The sequence below is a fragment of the Microbacterium sp. NPDC088619 genome (assembly GCF_044752825.1).
Classification (GTDB): Bacteria; Actinomycetota; Actinomycetes; order Actinomycetales; family Microbacteriaceae; genus Microbacterium.
Genome location: NZ_JBIVLZ010000001.1, coordinates 1,858,585 through 1,875,283, shown reverse-complemented (window position 1 = coordinate 1,875,283; position 16,699 = coordinate 1,858,585). Strand labels below are relative to the sequence as shown.

Here is a 16,699-nt window from a genome sequence, read left to right as displayed (position 1 = left end):
CCGTGCCGTCAGATCCGTGCCGTCAGATCCGTCGGCCGCGCGGCATCAGCCGCACGTCGGGCAGGGGAGGTGCGGGGATGCGCACGTCGTGACCCTCGACGACGCCGAAGCGATCGGATGCGGCTTCCCACTCGGTGCGCGCCTCGACGATCTCCTCGTGGGTGCGCCCGGCGAAGTTCCACCACATGACGATCTCGTCGGCGAACGGCTCGCCGCCGATGAGGAAGAGCAGCGCGCCCTCCGTGCTCGACACGTCGACGGCATCCCGCGAGTCCCCGAGGTACAGCATGTCGTTGAGTGCCAGCCCGTGCGTCGACACGGTCGCGTCGCCGTCGACGAGCATCAGCGCGTGCTCCCATTCGGGGCGCAGGGGAAGCCGGATGCGGGTGCCGGCGGGCACGACGAGCTCGGCGCCGACGATCGGGGTGTGCACGGTCGCGGGCGAGACGACGCCGGCAAGCTCGCCGAGCACGACGGTGGCGGCGGCATCCGCTCCTTCCTCGGCCGTGAGACTCATCCGAGGAAGGTCGGTGTGACGCTCGAACCCACCCGCTCCCTGGCGTGCTCCGTCGGGAAGAACGACCCAGAACTGCAGGGCGTCGAGGGGGATGGGGTCGTCGCCGATCGAGTACTCGGAGTGCGAGATCCCGTTGCCGGCGGTCATCAGGTTGAGCTGTCCGCGCCGCAGGTCGGCGTCGCTGCCGAGCGAGTCGCGGTGCCGGATTTCGCCCACCAACGGCCAGGTGACCGTCTGCAATCCGATGTGGGGGTGCGGTTCGACGCGCATGCGGGTGTCTGCGGGTCCGAACCTGTCGAGGAAGCACCAGGCCCCGATCGTCGGCAGGTTGCGATGAGGCAGCACGCGCAGCACATTCATGCCCCGCACTCCGCCGAGAGGCACCTCGCGCGGCTCGAGGACGAGGCGTCGTTCGCCGATCGGTGTCTCGGCGTGGACGTCACCGGAGGGGGTCGCGATCTCGGTCATCCGATTCTCCTTCGCTCAGGTGCGTCTGCGCACAGGCGCCTGAGTGGACTCCTAGGCTCGCCCCATGATGTCTCGACGCTCTCCCATTATCCTGCTCGCCCTCGGCGCCTCGGCGGTGATGCTGTCGGGGTGCGCCTCGGGCGGCGACGCCGGGTTCTGCGGCCCGCTCCACGACGAGCACCAGACGGCGGCGGTCGCTTTCGTCGCACTGATCCCGGGGATGAACACCGAGGCGGACGTGCAGACGCGGCTCGACCTCGTCGAGGAGCTCGAGCCGACCCCGGAGCTCGCCGATGACCTGGCGGCCTGGACCGACTACCTCACGGTGGGCGCGGAATCGATCGACGACGATCCCACCGCGGTCATCGAGGCGTACGACGACGACGCGAAGGCGTCGGGCGAGGCCCTGTTCGAGTACTACACGGGCACCTGCCTGCAGTGATCGCGCCCGAACCCGTCGGGTCGAGTCCGGTCAGGCCTCGGCGGGAGCAGTGCCCGGTCGCTTCGGCCAGCGGATCTCGGCTCCTGCGATCTCGTGCGTCGTGAGGTACTTCGCGATGTAGGGGCAGAGCGGCACGATCGCATCGCCCGATGCCGCGGCATCCGTCAGAGCCTTCTCGGCAAGGATTCCTGCAAGACCCTGACCTTGGAACGCGGGGTCGATCTCGGTGTGGATGAAGCGGATCGCGCCCGGTCGCAGTTCGAACTCCGCGAAGCCGGCGAGCGTGTCATCCGAGCGGATCTCATAGCGGGATGCTGCCTCGTCGCGGGTGACGGTGATGTCGGTCATCGGAATCTCCTTCGGGCGTCTGCGTCAAACCTACGCCCGCTGAGTTGTGGAGGGGCGGGCCGAGGTCGGCGGGGGTCGTTACGCTGGAGGGATGCCGCAGACTCCCCGTGACCCGTACGAGGATCTGCCCTATGCAGACGAGCCCTGGGATGGCGCAGGGTGGGAGCCCTCCGAGCCGCCGGAGCCCATGGACTGGGTGCCGCAGGGCGAGGGGTTCGAGCCTCCGCTGGACTGGGGGCCCGGCCCTGTGACGCCCGTGACGACGAAGGCAGGCCGGTCGGCGTCCCGCCAGTCGGCATCCCCCACGGTGTCCGGGCCGGCGATGTCCGGGCCGGCGGTGCGGCACGCCGCACCCAGTCGATATGCCTCTGCGGCAGAGGCGCTGCACACGGTGTTCGGATACGACGAATTCCGTGGCGACCAGGCCGCGATCGTCGACCAGGTGATCGGCGGCGGCGACGCAGTCGTGCTCATGCCGACCGGCGGCGGAAAGAGCGTGACCTATCAGGTGCCTGCTCTCGTGCGGGAGGGCACGGGTCTGGTCATCAGCCCGCTCATCGCCCTGATGCACGATCAGGTCGACGCACTTCGGGCCAACGGCGTCAACGCCGCGTATCTCAACTCCACGCAGGCGATCGACGAGCGGCGCGAGGTCGAACGGGCCTACGTCGCCGGCGAGCTCGACCTGATCTACGTCGCCCCCGAGCGGCTCTCCTCACCGCAGACCACAGCGCTGTTGCAGCGCGGCACCCTCAGCGTCATCGCGATCGACGAGGCGCACTGCGTGTCGCAATGGGGCCACGACTTCCGCCCCGACTATCTCGCACTCGGCGACCTGGGCGAGCGGTTCCCCGGCGTTCCTCGAATGGCCCTGACGGCCACCGCCACCCGCGCGACGCACAAAGAGCTCACCGAGCGACTGCGACTCGACACGGCGAAGCACTACGTCGCGAGCTTCGACCGGCCCAACATCCAATACCGGATCGTGCCCAAGGTCGATCCGCGCAAGCAGCTCGTCTCGTTCATCCGGGCGCAGCCCGAGGGCTCGGTGGGCATCGTCTACGCGCTCAGCCGCAAGTCGGTCGAGCAGACGGCGACCTATCTCGCGGCGCAGGGGTTCGACGCCCTGCCGTACCACGCGGGTCTTCCCGCCGAGGTGCGAGCGAAGAACCAGTCCCGGTTCCTCCGCGAGGACGGTGTCGTGATGGTCGCGACCATCGCGTTCGGCATGGGCATCGACAAGCCAGACGTGCGATTCGTCGCCCACATCGATCTGCCGAAGTCCGTCGAGGGGTACTACCAGGAGACCGGGCGCGCGGGTCGAGACGGCGAACCCTCGATCGCCTGGATGGCCTACGGGCTGGGCGACGTCGTGCAACAGCGCCGCATGATCGATCAGAGCCCCGGCGACCGCACGTTCAAGATGCGCCTCGGGCAGCACCTCGACGCGATGCTCGCACTGTGCGAGACCGTCGAATGCCGCCGCCAGAATCTGCTCGGCTACTTCGGCCAGGAGTCGCAGCCCTGCGGCAACTGCGACACGTGCCTCGACGAGACCGAGACCTTCGACGGGCTGATCCCCGCGCAGAAGCTGCTCTCGACGATCGTGCGACTCAAGCGCGAGCGCAACCAGTCTTTCGGCGCCGGGCATCTGATCGACATCCTGCGCGGGGCCTCGACCGAGCGCATCCGCCAGCAGGGCCACGAGAAGCTCGCAACCTACGGCATCGGAGCCGACCTCTCGGATCAGGACTGGCGCAGCGTCGTCCGTCAGCTTCTCGCGCGAGGCATCATCGTGGCGCAAGGCGACTACGGCACGCTCGCCCCGGGCGAGCAGTCGGTCGGGGTGCTGAAGGGCGAGACCCCCGTGCCGCTGCGCAAAGACACGATCGGACGACCGGCGTCCTCACCGCGGGCCCGCAAGGCGAGTGCGGCGGATGCTCTCGATGCCGGCGATCGTCCGCTGTTCGAGGCGCTGCGCGCGTGGCGGGCTGAGACCGCTCGGGAGCAAGGGGTTCCCGCTTACATCGTTTTCGGCGATGCCACGCTGCGCGCGCTCGCCGAGCACCGGCCGGCGTCGCTGGCCGACCTCGACGGCATCACCGGCATTGGCGCGAAGAAACGCGACGCATACGGCGAGGGCGTGCTCGCGGTGATCGCCGCGGCCTGACCGGCAGCGCTCGACCCGGCTCTCACCGCGCCGCGCATCTGAGCGCTCAGGTCGGGGGGAGCACGTCGTCGAGGTGCGCCGTCAGGTGCGCCGCGATGTCGACCGCCTCACGGTCATACAGCCACTGGTACTGCAGGCCGTCCCAGAGGGCGACGAGCCAGATCGCCTCGTGCTCGGGATCGCGGTGCTCGGGCAGGTCCCCGTCGATCCTGGCGAGCTGGAACAGCTCCGTGAAGTAGTCGATCGCCTGGGAGAACCGGGTGGTGAAGTAGTCGTGCGCCGGATGCGCGGCGGGCACCGCCTCGCAGGACAGCACGGCGTAGACCTCGATCAGCCCCGGTTCGTCGAGGGCACTCACTCGCGCGCCATGGGGGATGCTGCGCAGTGCCTCGGCAGCTCGGTCGACGGGCACCGCATCGCTGCGCATCCGGATGGCGCTGTCTCGCTCGGCGAGCACCGCGCTGAGCAGCAGCTCCTTCGACGGGTAGTGGTGAAGCAGCGTGGACTTCGAGACGCCGACCGCCTGAGCGATGTCCCGCAGGCTCGTGTCGCCGTATCCGTCCCGTGCGAACAGGCGGGTCGCGTCGGCGAGGATCTGGGCACGGCGGCGGCGCCCGACCTCGTATCCTTCGATGCCGTTGTCTGTCGCGGCGGCGCCGAACACCGGAGGCAGTGGACCGGCGGGTGTGGGCGACGGAGACGCTTGGGCCGCATCCCGCCACCGATGCGGCAGCGCCCAGAGCGACTCGCGCTCTTCGAGCATCTGCACCACGTCGACCCGATCGGGAAGGTACTGCGAGATGAGCTGGAGGCCGTCCCACCCCGCCATGTGCCTCGTGGTCTCGCCGGCCACGCATCGTTCCGAGTCGATCGTGCCGTGCAGCGCCGCATCGGCCAGCACTTCGGAGCTCAGCTCCCGAAGGCGCGCATAGCGCTCGCGCATCCGGTCGTGTGCGGGGTGACCGGGGGCGGACGCCTCGCCGGTGAGTGCGGCGAAGAGCTCGAGGTAGCCGGGGGTGCGGGCATTGCGCCGCGCGACGTCGGCGAAGATCAGGTCGCCCGAATCCGAGGCGGCCGTGATGAGGTCGAATGCCTTCTCGTTGTCGTCTTCGAACCCGGCCACCACCTCGGCGAGCAGGTCGTCCTTCGAGGCGAAGTGCCCGAGCAGGCCGGGGTGGCTGACGGATGCCGCGGCGGCGATGTCGCGCAGCGACGTCGACCGGTATCCGTTCGAGACGAAGAGCTCGCGCGCTGCGTCGACGATCCGCTGTCGCGTCGCCGCGGCACGGGTCTGGCGTGAACCTGTCGTCGCCACCGTCGTCATCGTTCCCCCTTCCCCCTCATTCTCTCTCATTACCAATCGGTAGACATTCACTTACCAAACGGTCGAGATTCCGGTATTGTCGTGCTCACGCCCGATCGCAGATGACCGGCGAACCTTGCCCGAAAGGACCCCCCGTGACAGAGCTGTCATCGGCCGCCACCGCGGCCGCCGTCGGTACCACCGGCTTCAAAGTGCCAGGCACCACTCCGCTGAAGACCCCTCGTGGCTACACGCCCGGGCTCGCCGCCGTGAACTTCGGCGTCTACCTGGCGCTCCTGACCCCGGTGATGGTGTCGATGGCGTTCAAGATCCAGCGCCTCGACCCCACGAACACCGAGGCGAGCCTCGGTCTGGTGATGGGTGTCGGCGCGGCCTTCGCACTCGTCGCGAACCCTCTCGTCGGACGCCTCTCCGACCGCACGACCTCGAAATGGGGCATGCGTCGGCCCTGGATCCTGGGCGGTGCGATCGTCGGCCTCGGCGGGTTCGCGATCATCGGGATGGCGACCTCGGTGCTCGTGGTCATGCTGGCCTGGTGCCTCGTGCAGGCGTCGATGAATGCCGTGCTCGCCGCCGCCAACGCGACGCTGCCCGATCAGGTCCCCGTCTCGAGCCGTGGCAAGGTGTCGGGCATCATCGGCATCACGACGCCCATCGGCATCCTCGCCGGGAGCTTCATCGTGAACTTCCTGCCCGGTGACTTCGAGCGGTTCTTCGTCCCGGGTGCGATCGCGCTGATCCTCGTGGTCGTCTTCGTGCTCACCCTCAAGGACCGTCGCCTCACCGAGAAGCCCGCCACGCGCTTCACCGTCGGCACGTTCTTCGGCTCGTTCGTGTTCAACCCCCGCAAGCACCCCGACTTCGGATGGACCTGGCTCACCAAGTTCTTCGTGATGTTCGGCTATGCGGGCATCGCCACCTTCCTTCCGCTCTACCTCGTCAACAAGTTCGAGCTCGACGAGCAGGGGGCGGTCGGCACGATCCTCATCGCTAACCTCGCCTCGATGGCTGCCATGGCCATCTCCGCTCCGCTGGGAGGGTTCCTGTCCGACAAGATCGGCAAGCGCCGACCGTTCGTCGCGATCGCCGGAGTGATCATGGTCATCGGCCTCGTGATCCTGGCCCTGGCGCCCTCGATCCCTGTCGTCATCGTCGCCCAGGCCATCATCGGCCTCGGCGCAGGATCCTTCCTCTCGGTCGACCTGGCGCTCGCCACCGAGGTGCTGCCGAACCCCGACGACGTCGCCAAGGACCTCGGCGTGCTGAACATCGCGAATGCGCTTCCGCAGTCGATCGCCCCCGCGATCGCTCCGAGCATCATCGCCCTGGGCGCTGCCACGCCACTCGGCGGGTACACCACCTGGTATCTGTTCGGAGCGCTCGTCGCCCTCGCCGGAGCCGTTCTCGTCTACCGCATCAAGGGAGTCAAGTGACCATGACCGATACCGACGTGACCACCGCTCGCCCCTGGCTCGACGCGACCCTTCCGGTCGACGAGCGCGTGCAGCTGCTCCTCGACGAGATGAGCGTCGAAGAGAAGGCGGGCCTGTTCTTCCATACGATGATCGCGATCGGCGATCTCGATGAGGCGAATCCGACCTTCGGCACCCCGAGCGCTCGAGAGTTCGTCGACGTGAAGCAGATGACGCACTTCAACCTGCTGGGGGCCGCACCCACCGGCGGCGAGATCGCAGCGTGGCAGAACGAACTGCAGCGTCTCGCGGCAGACACCCGCCTCGGCATACCCGTCACCCTCTCGACCGATCCGCGGCACTCGTTCAGCGAGAACCCTGGGGCGTCGATCCTCGCCGGCCCGTTCTCGCAATGGCCCGAAACGCTGGGCCTCGCGGCCACTCGCGACCCCGAGCTCGTCGAGCGCTTCGCTGATATAGCTCGTCAGGAATATACGGCCGTGGGGCTTCGTGTCGCCTTGCATCCACAGGTCGATCTCGCCACCGAACCACGGTGGGCGCGGCAGACGGCGACCTTCGGAGAGGACGCGGAGCTGTCGGGCATTCTCGGAGCGGCATACATCCGAGGATTCCAAGGCGAGTCGTTCGGACCGGGGTCGGTCTCGACCATGACCAAGCACTTCCCCGGCGGCGGTCCGCAGAAGGACGGCGAGGACCCGCACTTCCCGTACGGCCGCGAGCAGGTCTACCCGGGCGGGCAGTTCGAGCTGCACCTGAAGCCCTTCGAGGATGCTCTCGCCGCGGGCACCCGGCAGATGATGCCCTACTACGGCATGCCTGTCGGAACCGAGTACGAAGAGGTCGGGTTCGGATTCAACAAGTCGGTCATCACCGGGCTGCTCCGTGAGCGCTACGGCTTCGACGGTCTCGTCTGCACCGACTGGGGTCTGATCAACGACGCCGAGATCTTCGGACAGCCGTTCCCCGCCCGTGCGTGGGGTGTCGAAGACCTGACACCCCGAGAGCGGATGGTCAAGGTGCTCGATGCCGGCGCCGATCAGTTCGGTGGCGAGGACTGCCCCGAGCTGCTGGTCGAGCTCGTGGCCGACGGCTCGATCTCCCAGGAGCGCCTCGACGTCTCGGCGCGACGAATCCTGCGGGAGAAGTTCGAGCTCGGGCTCTTCGAGAACCCGTTCGTCGACGAAGCCGCTGCTGACGCGATCGTCGGCAGGGCGGAGTTCCGCGCGGCGGGCGAGGCGGCCCAGCGCGCCTCCGTCACCGTCCTGACCAACTCCGGCGCGCTTCCCTTCTCCGTCGGGCTCAAGCTCTACATCGAGGGGATCGATGTCGAGGTCGCTGCCTCGTACGGTCAGGTCGTCGACACCCCCGACGAGGCCGACCTCGCGGTCATCCGCCTGCAGGCTCCGTTCGAGCAGCGGGACACGATGTTCGAGAACTTCTTCCATGCAGGGTCGCTCGCCTTCCCTGACGAGGTCGTCGACCATGTCCGCGCGGTCTCCCGAGCAGTGCCGACGGTGGTCGACGTGCTCGCAGACCGTCCGCCGATCCTCCAGCCGATCACGGATGCGGCCGCGGCCGTCACGGTCAACTGGGGCGTCTCCGGCGCTGCCCTGCTCGACGTGCTCAGCGGTGTCGTCAGCGCCCGGGGCCGACTGCCGTTCGATCTTCCGAGGTCGATGGAAGCGGTCGTGGCGTCCCGCCCCGACGTGCCGTTCGACACCGAGGATCCACTCTTCCGCTTCGGTCACGGGCTCACGCTGTAGCCCAGGCTCGACCCTCTGAGACCGCCCCGCAGGCATCGAACTGCGGGGCGGTCTTCGTCGTTCCGGGGAGTCCATCGCGTCTGCGATGAAGTCGTCGTCATGCCCGCCGATTCGTCCTCCCGAGATCACTGTTCGGCATCGACCTGTGGGCAGGACACGAGGATCGGAGAAGGAATGTCTCAGATGGTGACACTTCCCGAAAGATAACTGGACACTCGCTGGACTTAACATTCGAAATCCCGCAATACTGTCTGGACATGCGCTCGGTCGGCACCTGTCGACGCCTGGGGAGGGCCTTGTGACGCGGAACATCTGCATCACGGGAGAGGCGAATGGAAATTCTGAGGGGGAAGACTCTGCGGCGACGCAGAGCGATCGGGGGAGGCATCGCCGGCGTGACCGTCGGCGCGGTGGTCCTCGCGGGTGCGTTGGTACCCACAGCGGCGAATGCGCTCGACGACGCGAATCCGAACGATCCGTCGGTCGCGCAGGGACAGATCGTCCAGTTGCCCGCTGATCTGCTGGGCGGACTCGACGTCGCGGCGCTCGGTCACACGCTGACCAGCAACCCGGCTGCAGTCGGCCCAGAGCTCGGCGGTCTCGATCTCGATCTGCTCGAGGCGCTCAGCATCGACGTCGGCACGCTCAACGTGCCGCTGCTGACCGACGGCACGACGCCCGGTCTGCTGCAGCTCGGCGATCTGGGAGGCGCCCAGAGCTTCAGCTCGTCGCCGAGTCAGACCCAGTCGATCGCATCGTCCGGCGCGATCACCTCCGGTGGTGCGATCGACGCCGGCGCGATCGACGGAAGCGTCGACCCGGCATCCCTCGAACTGACCGACCTCTTCGACCAGCTCTCGGTCGCCGGTCTGACCGACGCGGTGCTCGACGAGGCGTCCATCGGCATCGGCGCTCTCGCGTCGCGCGCCGAGTCGAACACGGGAACGGCGACCTCCGAATACCGGATCGCGGGACTCACCCTGGACCTGCACAGCAACCTGGTCGCGGGCCTCTCGACGACGCTCGGAACGGCCATCCAAGGCACGCTCACTCCGGTGAGCGATCTCGCGGGCCCCGGCGGTGCGCTCACGGGCATCGTCACGACCGTCGTCAACACGATCAACGCCATCCCCAACGTCCCCCTGATCGCCGCCTTCGAGGCGACCGGTGGGACGGTCTCGATCGCCGGACTCGACACCGTCGGCGAGACGGTGGTCACCGAGCTGCTGACAGAGCCGCTCGAGAACACGACAGGTTCTGTGCTCGTCGATCTGAGTGACGGGACGATCTCCGTCGACCTCGCCAGAATCCTCGTGGAGACCGGTGCCGGCGCAGACCTGAACTCGTTGCCGGCCAACACTCCTGTGCTGTCCGGGCCGATGATCGCTGCCATCCAGCAGGGGATCACCTCCGCTCTCACGGGAACGCACCCCAACAGCCTCAACGGCAAGGTCGCGACCATCGTCGAATCCACTCTGGATTCGCTCGTCGCGACGCTCACCGTCGGCGTGGAGCTCTCGAACCCCCTGACCGGGATCGAGCTGGTGTCGGGAGACGTCACGGTCGTCGGTTCGCTCGCGCAGTTCGCGGGCACGGCGACGCCGGCCCCGGTCGTGGACACCGACATCACACTGGCCGGCCTCGACATCGGCTTCCTGCTCGACCCGGTGATCGACGCCGTCACCGGTGCGGTCACCGGCACGGCAGGTCCCCTCGTCGACACCGCGCTGAACAGCGTCATCCCGCTGCTCCAGCCCGCACTGGCCGCGTTGACCGGGCCGCTTCTCACGACCCTCGACCCTGTTCTGCAGGGTGTGCTGTCCGGGGTGGCGACCGTCACGATCAACGAGCAGTCCGAGCCGGGGGACATCCCCGGTGACAGCTTCACCGTCCGCGCTCTCGCGATCGATCTGCTCCCAGGGGTAGGCGGAGGGGTCGAACTCGACCTCGCCTCGTCGACGGTGAAGGCGGCGGTCGCGGCAGTCGCAGTGATCGACGCGGACGACACGGTTCAGGCGGGCACCAGCCTTCCTGTGACCGGCTCAGGCTGGCCGGCGAACACCGATGTCTCGGTGCAGGTCACGAGCGCAGGCGGCGCGCCGGTCAACGACCCCGTGACCCTGACGACCGATGCCTCGGGCAACTTCACGGGTGGCGTCTTCATCCCCGCGTCGACCACGCCGGGAACCGGATACATCGTGACAGCCACCGACGGCACCAGCACCGCGACGGACACCACCGAGATCACGGCTGCTGCCGCGATCGACGCTGCACCTGCGGTGCAGGACGGCACGAACCTCGGCATCTCCGGAACGAACTGGCCGGGCAGCACCCAGATCTCGCTGCAGCTGACCGCACCTGGTGGCGGAGCGAACGTCGGCGGCCCCGAGCTCGTCACCACCGACCCGTCGGGGGCGTTCACCTTCGACTACCCGGTGCCGGCGGGTACCCCTGCCGGAACCGGCTACACCATCACCGCGACGGCCGGAACTCAGACGGCGACGGACACGACCGAGGTCACGAACGCTCCGGTCGCGTCGATCGACGCAGCTCCGGTCGTTCAGGCCGGCACCGACCTCGCCGTCTCCGGAGCGAACTGGCCGGCGAACACCGAGATCTCGGTGCAGCTGACAGCTCCTGGCGGTGGCGCGGATGTCGGTGGTCCCGCGACGGCCACGACGAATGGCGACGGCGAGTTCACGCTCGCGTACCCGGTGCCCGCCTCGGCGGCACCCGGCACCGCGTACACGGTCACCGCGACTGACGGAGCCGACACGGCGATCGACACGACCGAGGTGACGGCCGCTGCGACGGTCGATGCCGCGGCGACGGTGCAGGCCGGCACGAGCCTTCCGGTCACCGGCACCGGCTGGCCGGCGAACACCGCGATCTCGGTGCAGCTCACCGACCCCGACGGCGATGACGTCGGTGGTCCTGAGACGGCCACGACCGATGGGGCGGGTGGGTTCACGCTGAACTACCCGGTTCCTGCGTCGGCTGCACCGGGCACGGGCTACACCGTCACCGCGAGCCTCGGCACGCAGACGGCGACCGACACGACCGCGGTGACCGCTGCTGCAGCTGTCGATGCCGCGGCGACGGTGCAGGCCGGCACGGGCCTTCCCGTCACCGGCACCGGCTGGCCGGCGAACACCGAGGTCTCGGTGGTGCTGACGGCACCGGGTGGCGGGACGACGGTCGGCGCTCCCGCGACGGTCACGACCGACGGAGACGGAGAGTTCACGCTGGACTACCCGGTTCCCGCGTCGGCGGCTCCGGGCACGGGCTACACGGTCACGGCGACCGTCGGCACGCAGACGGCGACCGACACGACGGAGGTGACCGCGGCGGCGACCGTCGACGCGGCGGCAACCGTCGAAGCGGGCACCGACCTGGCAGTCACCGGTGCGAACTGGCCGGCGAACACCGAGGTCACGGTGCAGCTGACTGGCCCCGGCGGCGCGCTCATCGGCACGACTCAGACGGTGACGACCGGCGCTCTCGGCGGCTTCGCGATCGATTATCCGGTGCCGGCGGGAACCCCCGCGGGCACGGGCTACACGGTGACCGCGAGCGTCGGAACGCAGACGGCGACCGATGCGACCGAGGTGACGGCGGCTCCTGTCGTCGTCGATGCGGCAGCATCGGTTCCGGCAGGCACCAACCTCGCCGTCACCGGCTCGGGCTGGCCCGTGAACTCCACGGTGTCACTGCAGCTCACGGCGCCCGGTGGCGGAGCGGGCGTCGGAGGCCCGGTGACCGCGACCACCGACGAGTTCGGTGCATTCACGGAGAACTACCCGGTTCCGGCCGGCACCGAACCCGGTGCGGGATACCTGCTCACCGCGACATCGGGGGCGTTCAGCGACACGGACACCACCGAGGTGACCGCTGGCGACCCGGGTGACGTCAACACCAACGCGGCCGCATCGGCATCCGCGTCGGCCGACGCCACGGCAGACGGCGACCCGTCGGCGCAGGCTGCGGCGGAAGCCGCCGCTCTCGCAGATGCGACGTCGCAGGCCTCGGCTGCTGCGACATCTGACGCCACCTCGGCGGCAGACGCTGCGGCGACGCCCGACGCGTCATCGACCGCGACGACCGATGTCACCTCCACGGCCAACGCCTCTGCGGCGGTCGCCGCGCAGGCTGCGGCTCAGGCCGACGCATCGGACGACGTGAACGCCGACGCATCTACGGCGGCGGAGTCCAACTCCGCGGCCTCCTCCGAGTCGGCGGCGACGACGGACTCGTCGACCGACGCCTCTTCCGAGGCTTCAGCGAACACGAACGCGGCGGCTTCGGCATCCGCTTCGGCGAACGCCGACGCCTCGACCGATGCGATCGCTGAAGCATCCGCACAGGCTGCGGCCTTCGCGGATGCCACGGCAGAGGGCTCGGCTGCGGCTGACCCTGCTGCCGAGGCTGCGGCGGAATCGGCAGCGACGGCGACATCCTCGACGGCGGCAACGGCCGACGCGACGTCGGAGGCGAACGCCGGAGCGGCGATCGCGGCTCAGGCCGCGGCACTGGCCGACGCGACGACCGACACCGCGGCTGAGGCCTCGGCGACGTCCGATGCCTCGACGAGCGCCGCCTCGAACGCGAGTGCGGCGGCTGTCGCGAGTGCATCGACCGACGCCTCCTCTGACGCGGTCGCCACGGCTGACGCGTCGGCGGCGGCGGATCCGACGGCTGAGGCCGACACCAACGCCTCGGCATCTGCGGCGGCGTCGGCTCAGGCCGATGACGACAGCAACGTGTCGGCGCAGGCTGCGGCTGTCGCTGCGGCGCTGGCCGATGCGACCAGCTCCGCTTCGGCGGCGGCTGACGTGACGGCAGATGCGGCGGCTTCGGCGGCAGCGACGGACGATGCATCCACGGATGCCTCGACCACGGCCACCACGGATGCGAACGCGTCTGCGGCGGCGGCTGCTCAGGCGGCTGCGCAGAACGATGCGACCTCGACGAGTGCGGCTGACGCCTCGGCCTCGGCCGATGCCGACCCGAACGCGTCGGCGGCCGCGGCGGCCAACGCCACGTCGTCCGCCACCGCCTCGGCGACGGCTGCGGCTGATGTCTCGGCTGCGGCTGACGCGTCGGCAGCGGCGGATCCGACGGCTGAGGCCGACACCAACGCCTCGGCATCTGCGGCGGCGTCGGCTCAGGCCGATGACGACAGCAACGCTGCGGCACAGGCTGCGGCTGTCGCTGCGGCGCTGGCCGATGCGACGAGCTCCGCTTCGGCGGCGGCTGACGTGACGGCTGATGCGGCGGCTTCGGCGGCGGCCACGGACGATGCATCCACGGATGCCTCGACCACGGCCACCACGGATGCGAACGCCACGGCGGCGGCTGCTGCTGCGGCTCAGGCCACGGCGCAGAACGACGCGACCTCGACGAGTGCGGCTGACGCCTCGGCTTCGGCCGATGCCGACCCGAACGCGTCGGCGGCAGCGGCTGCCAACGCCTCGTCGTCGGCCACGGCCTCCGCGTCGGCTGCGGCTGATGTCTCGGCCACGGCTGACGCGTCGGCGGCGGCGGATCCGACGGCCGAGGCCTCGGCGTCTGCGGATGCTGATGCGGCCGCTGACCCGACGGGCAAGATCGCCATCACGATCAAGGTCCCCGTTCTGGAGCGCGGCGAGAAGCAGACGGCGGTCGGCACCGGGTTCACGCCCGGCGAGTCCGTCACCGGAGTGATGACCTCCGAGCCGATCGCACTGGGGACCAAGGTCGCCGACGCGCAGGGCACGGTCACCTTCACCTGGACCATCCCGTCCGGCACAGACCTCGGAACCCACGCGGTGACCCTGACCGGAGCGACCTCCGGCAGTGTCTCGGCCTCGTTCCAGGTCGTGGCATCGGGCCTCGCCACCACCGGTGGCGAGATCCAGGGCGGGTGGATCGCGCTGGCGGCTCTGCTGCTGATGCTCGGGCTCGGAATGACGAGGATCGCGCGTTCCAGACGGCCGTTCGTCCAGACGGAGTAACGCAGTGCAGGAACGCTGAGAGGTCGGGGCCGTCGCTGCGGCGGCCCCGACCTTCAGCGGTGAGAAGGATGTGGATGAGCACGATGACTGAGACCTCACCGGAAACGCAGGATGCGGCGATCGCCACTGCCGCCCCGCGACCGCGCCCGACCTGGTGGGTGAAGCTCATCGCGTTCGCCGCCTGTCTGCTGACCCTGTGGCATGTGGGCGCCTCGTTCCTCTGGATCGCACCGTATTCGGCACTGCGCGAGATTCCCACGCAGGAGGTCCTGGCCGGATACATGCTGCCCATGTTCGGCCAGTCGTGGAGCGTCTTCGCTCCCGAGCCGATCAACGGCGACTACCACTTCAACGTGCGCGCCGTCATAGAGAAGGACGGCCAGGAGATCGAGACCGGCTGGGTGAGCGCCACCGATGTCGAGCTCTCGATGATCCGCTACAACCTGTTCCCCCCTCGCGCCGGCATCCAGTCGAGCGAGGTCGCGAGCGGTCAGATGAACGCGTTCAACAAGCTGAACGACGATCAGAAGGCCGTCGTCGGACTCGACTTCGCCGAGGACGACTGGGAAGAGTGGATGGTGCGCTCGTTCGATGAGCTCGAGGGTGACAACCCGTCGACCGAGGCGTACATGGCCGAGGAGCACCTCTCCACCGCCTACGCCACTCAGGTGGCCTATGCGATCTGGGGTGCTGATGCGGTCATCAGGGTGCAATACCGCGTGAGCCGGCAGAACGTCGTCCCCTACGCCGACCGCAACGATCCGAGCGCGCAGCGCCCCGATCCTACGTTCTCGACCACCGGGTGGCGACTGCCTATAGAAGAGGAAGGGCAGAGTCGCGAGAACTTCGCCGACACCTTCCGTGCACAGTTCGAGAGGATCCAGCCGTGAGCGCGCCGATCAGGACCGCGCCCAAGGGAGACGCGAAGAAGAAGAAGGATGCGGCACCGCAGAGCGCTGTGTCGAAGAGCGGTGCGCCGAAGAACGCCGCACCGAAGAGCACCGTGACGGCGCCGGCTCCGGCATCCGCTCCCACGACGCCGGAGCGGGCACCGGCACCGGCGCCCGCTCCGGTCCCCGCTCCGCCACGATCCTTCGTGACGCAGCTCCTCAGCTTCGCCTCGTCGATGATCGGCGGCCTGTGGTCGATGATCCTCTCGGCGATCGATCGGATCTCGGCATTCGTGGGGGACTGGCTCTTCAACGGCAAGAAGGCCCTCTACGGCCTGGCGGTCACGCGCATCCTTTTCGGGATCACGGCGATCGGCCTGCTCGCGTCGAACTTCAGCACTCGTCTCTACACGTTCGGCTCGGGGTCGGCGTGGAACGGTGAGCTCGCCGAACCCGTCAGCGAGTTCCCGAAGATCTGGATCTTCAGTGCGTTCCATGCGGCGATGGGCAACGACGTCCTCTACACCGCTCTCTATCTGCTGCTCGGCGTGCTGGCCGTGCTGTTCGTGCTGGGCTGGCGCTTCAGGATCGTCCTTCCCGTGTTCTTCTGCCTCTGGGTCGGGTTCATCGAAGCCAACGACATGGTGGGCGACCAGGGCGACAACATGTTCCGCATCGCGCTGCTCCTGTTGTTCTTCGCCGATCCGGCCGCTCGCTGGTCGCTCGACGCCAAGCGTCGTGCGAAGAACGGAGAGTGGTTCGCGCCGGGAAGCCAGCCGGCTCTTCTGGGCACGGTCTTCCACAACCTGGCCCTCGTGGCGCTCACCGCTCAGGTGTGCTTCGTCTACGCTTCCGGTGCCCTGTACAAGGCCGGCGGTGCGCCCTGGGAGGAGGGGTACGCGGTCTACAACCCGCTGCAGACCTCTCGGTTCGGCACGTGGCCGGTGCTGAGCGATCTCGTCACGACCTGGGGGCCGATGGTCGTCGCGGCGACCTGGGGATCGATCATCCTGCAGGTGGCGTTCCCGCTGATGCTGCTCACCCGTCCGACTCGGCTCATCGGTCTCATCGGCATCCTCTCGTTCCACATCGGCATCGGCGTGCTGATGGGACTGCCGTGGTTCTCGCTCACGATGATCGCGATCGACTCGATCTTCATCCGCGACCGCACCTGGGCGCGTCTGAGCTCCGGGACGAGACGGCGCTGGGAGCAGGCGCAGACGGCCCCACCGCGGCCTGCAGGTGTGGAGGTCTGAGCGCGCGGACTCGCGCGGACTGTGGTCTGACGACAATCGGTCGGGGAGATGTGCCCGCCGGTGGTTGGAGGATGCGCACACAGCAGTTCGCTCCT

10 protein-coding genes are annotated in these 16,699 nt (G+C 68.8%); 7 read left to right on the top strand and 3 right to left on the bottom strand.

All coding sequences use genetic code 11. The features are described from left to right. Positions 1 to 22: 22 nt before the first annotated feature. Complete coding sequence (locus ACIP5T_RS09130; RefSeq protein ID WP_400862487.1) at positions 23 to 985, bottom strand: pirin family protein; 963 nt, start codon at positions 983 to 985, stop codon at positions 23 to 25. Positions 986 to 1,049: 64 nt separating this feature from the next. Between ACIP5T_RS09130 and ACIP5T_RS09125 the strand changes: the two genes are divergently transcribed. Then, positions 1,050 to 1,427, top strand: coding sequence for a hypothetical protein (locus ACIP5T_RS09125; protein WP_400862486.1), 378 nt, complete (start codon positions 1,050 to 1,052; stop codon positions 1,425 to 1,427). Between the two features lie 30 nt (positions 1,428 to 1,457). On the opposite strand, the gene ACIP5T_RS09120 is transcribed toward ACIP5T_RS09125, so the two are convergent. Continuing rightward, the gene (locus ACIP5T_RS09120; RefSeq protein WP_400862484.1) at positions 1,458 to 1,775 is read right to left on the bottom strand and encodes a GNAT family N-acetyltransferase; all 318 of its coding nucleotides are present in this window, start codon (positions 1,773 to 1,775) and stop codon (positions 1,458 to 1,460) included. A gap of 91 nt (positions 1,776 to 1,866) precedes the next feature. On the opposite strand from ACIP5T_RS09120, the gene recQ reads away from it, so the two are divergent. Continuing rightward, positions 1,867 to 3,945, top strand: a complete 2,079-nt coding sequence (gene recQ / locus ACIP5T_RS09115; RefSeq protein WP_400862482.1) for a DNA helicase RecQ — start codon at positions 1,867 to 1,869, stop codon at positions 3,943 to 3,945. Between the two features lie 46 nt (positions 3,946 to 3,991). Here the strand turns inward: recQ and ACIP5T_RS09110 are convergent, their stop codons facing one another. Beyond that, positions 3,992 to 5,269, bottom strand: coding sequence for a TetR/AcrR family transcriptional regulator (locus ACIP5T_RS09110; protein ID WP_400862480.1), 1,278 nt, complete (start codon positions 5,267 to 5,269; stop codon positions 3,992 to 3,994). A 134-nt stretch (positions 5,270 to 5,403) separates the two neighbouring features. Here ACIP5T_RS09110 and ACIP5T_RS09105 point away from each other — a divergent pair, with 134 nt between their 5' ends. From ACIP5T_RS09105 to ACIP5T_RS09085, 5 genes are all read left to right on the top strand, one after another. Then, positions 5,404 to 6,702 carry an MFS transporter gene (locus ACIP5T_RS09105; RefSeq protein ID WP_400862479.1) on the top strand — a complete coding sequence of 433 codons (1,299 nt, stop codon included), beginning with the start codon at positions 5,404 to 5,406 and terminating at the stop codon, positions 6,700 to 6,702. A 2-nt stretch (positions 6,703 to 6,704) separates the two neighbouring features. Next, positions 6,705 to 8,465: a glycoside hydrolase family 3 protein gene (locus ACIP5T_RS09100; protein WP_400862477.1), complete on the top strand. Its 1,761-nt coding sequence runs from the start codon at positions 6,705 to 6,707 to the stop codon at positions 8,463 to 8,465. A 332-nt stretch (positions 8,466 to 8,797) separates the two neighbouring features. Next, complete coding sequence (locus ACIP5T_RS09095) at positions 8,798 to 14,458, top strand: choice-of-anchor G family protein (RefSeq protein ID WP_400862475.1); 5,661 nt, start codon at positions 8,798 to 8,800, stop codon at positions 14,456 to 14,458. A gap of 74 nt (positions 14,459 to 14,532) precedes the next feature. After that, positions 14,533 to 15,348, top strand: coding sequence for a DUF5819 family protein (locus ACIP5T_RS09090; RefSeq protein ID WP_400862473.1), 816 nt, complete (start codon positions 14,533 to 14,535; stop codon positions 15,346 to 15,348). After that, on the top strand, positions 15,345 to 16,604 hold the full coding sequence (locus ACIP5T_RS09085; RefSeq protein WP_400862471.1) for an HTTM domain-containing protein: 1,260 nt from the start codon (positions 15,345 to 15,347) through the stop codon (positions 16,602 to 16,604). Before ACIP5T_RS09090 ends, ACIP5T_RS09085 begins: the two co-directional genes overlap by 4 nt. Positions 16,605 to 16,699: the final 95 nt, after the last annotated feature.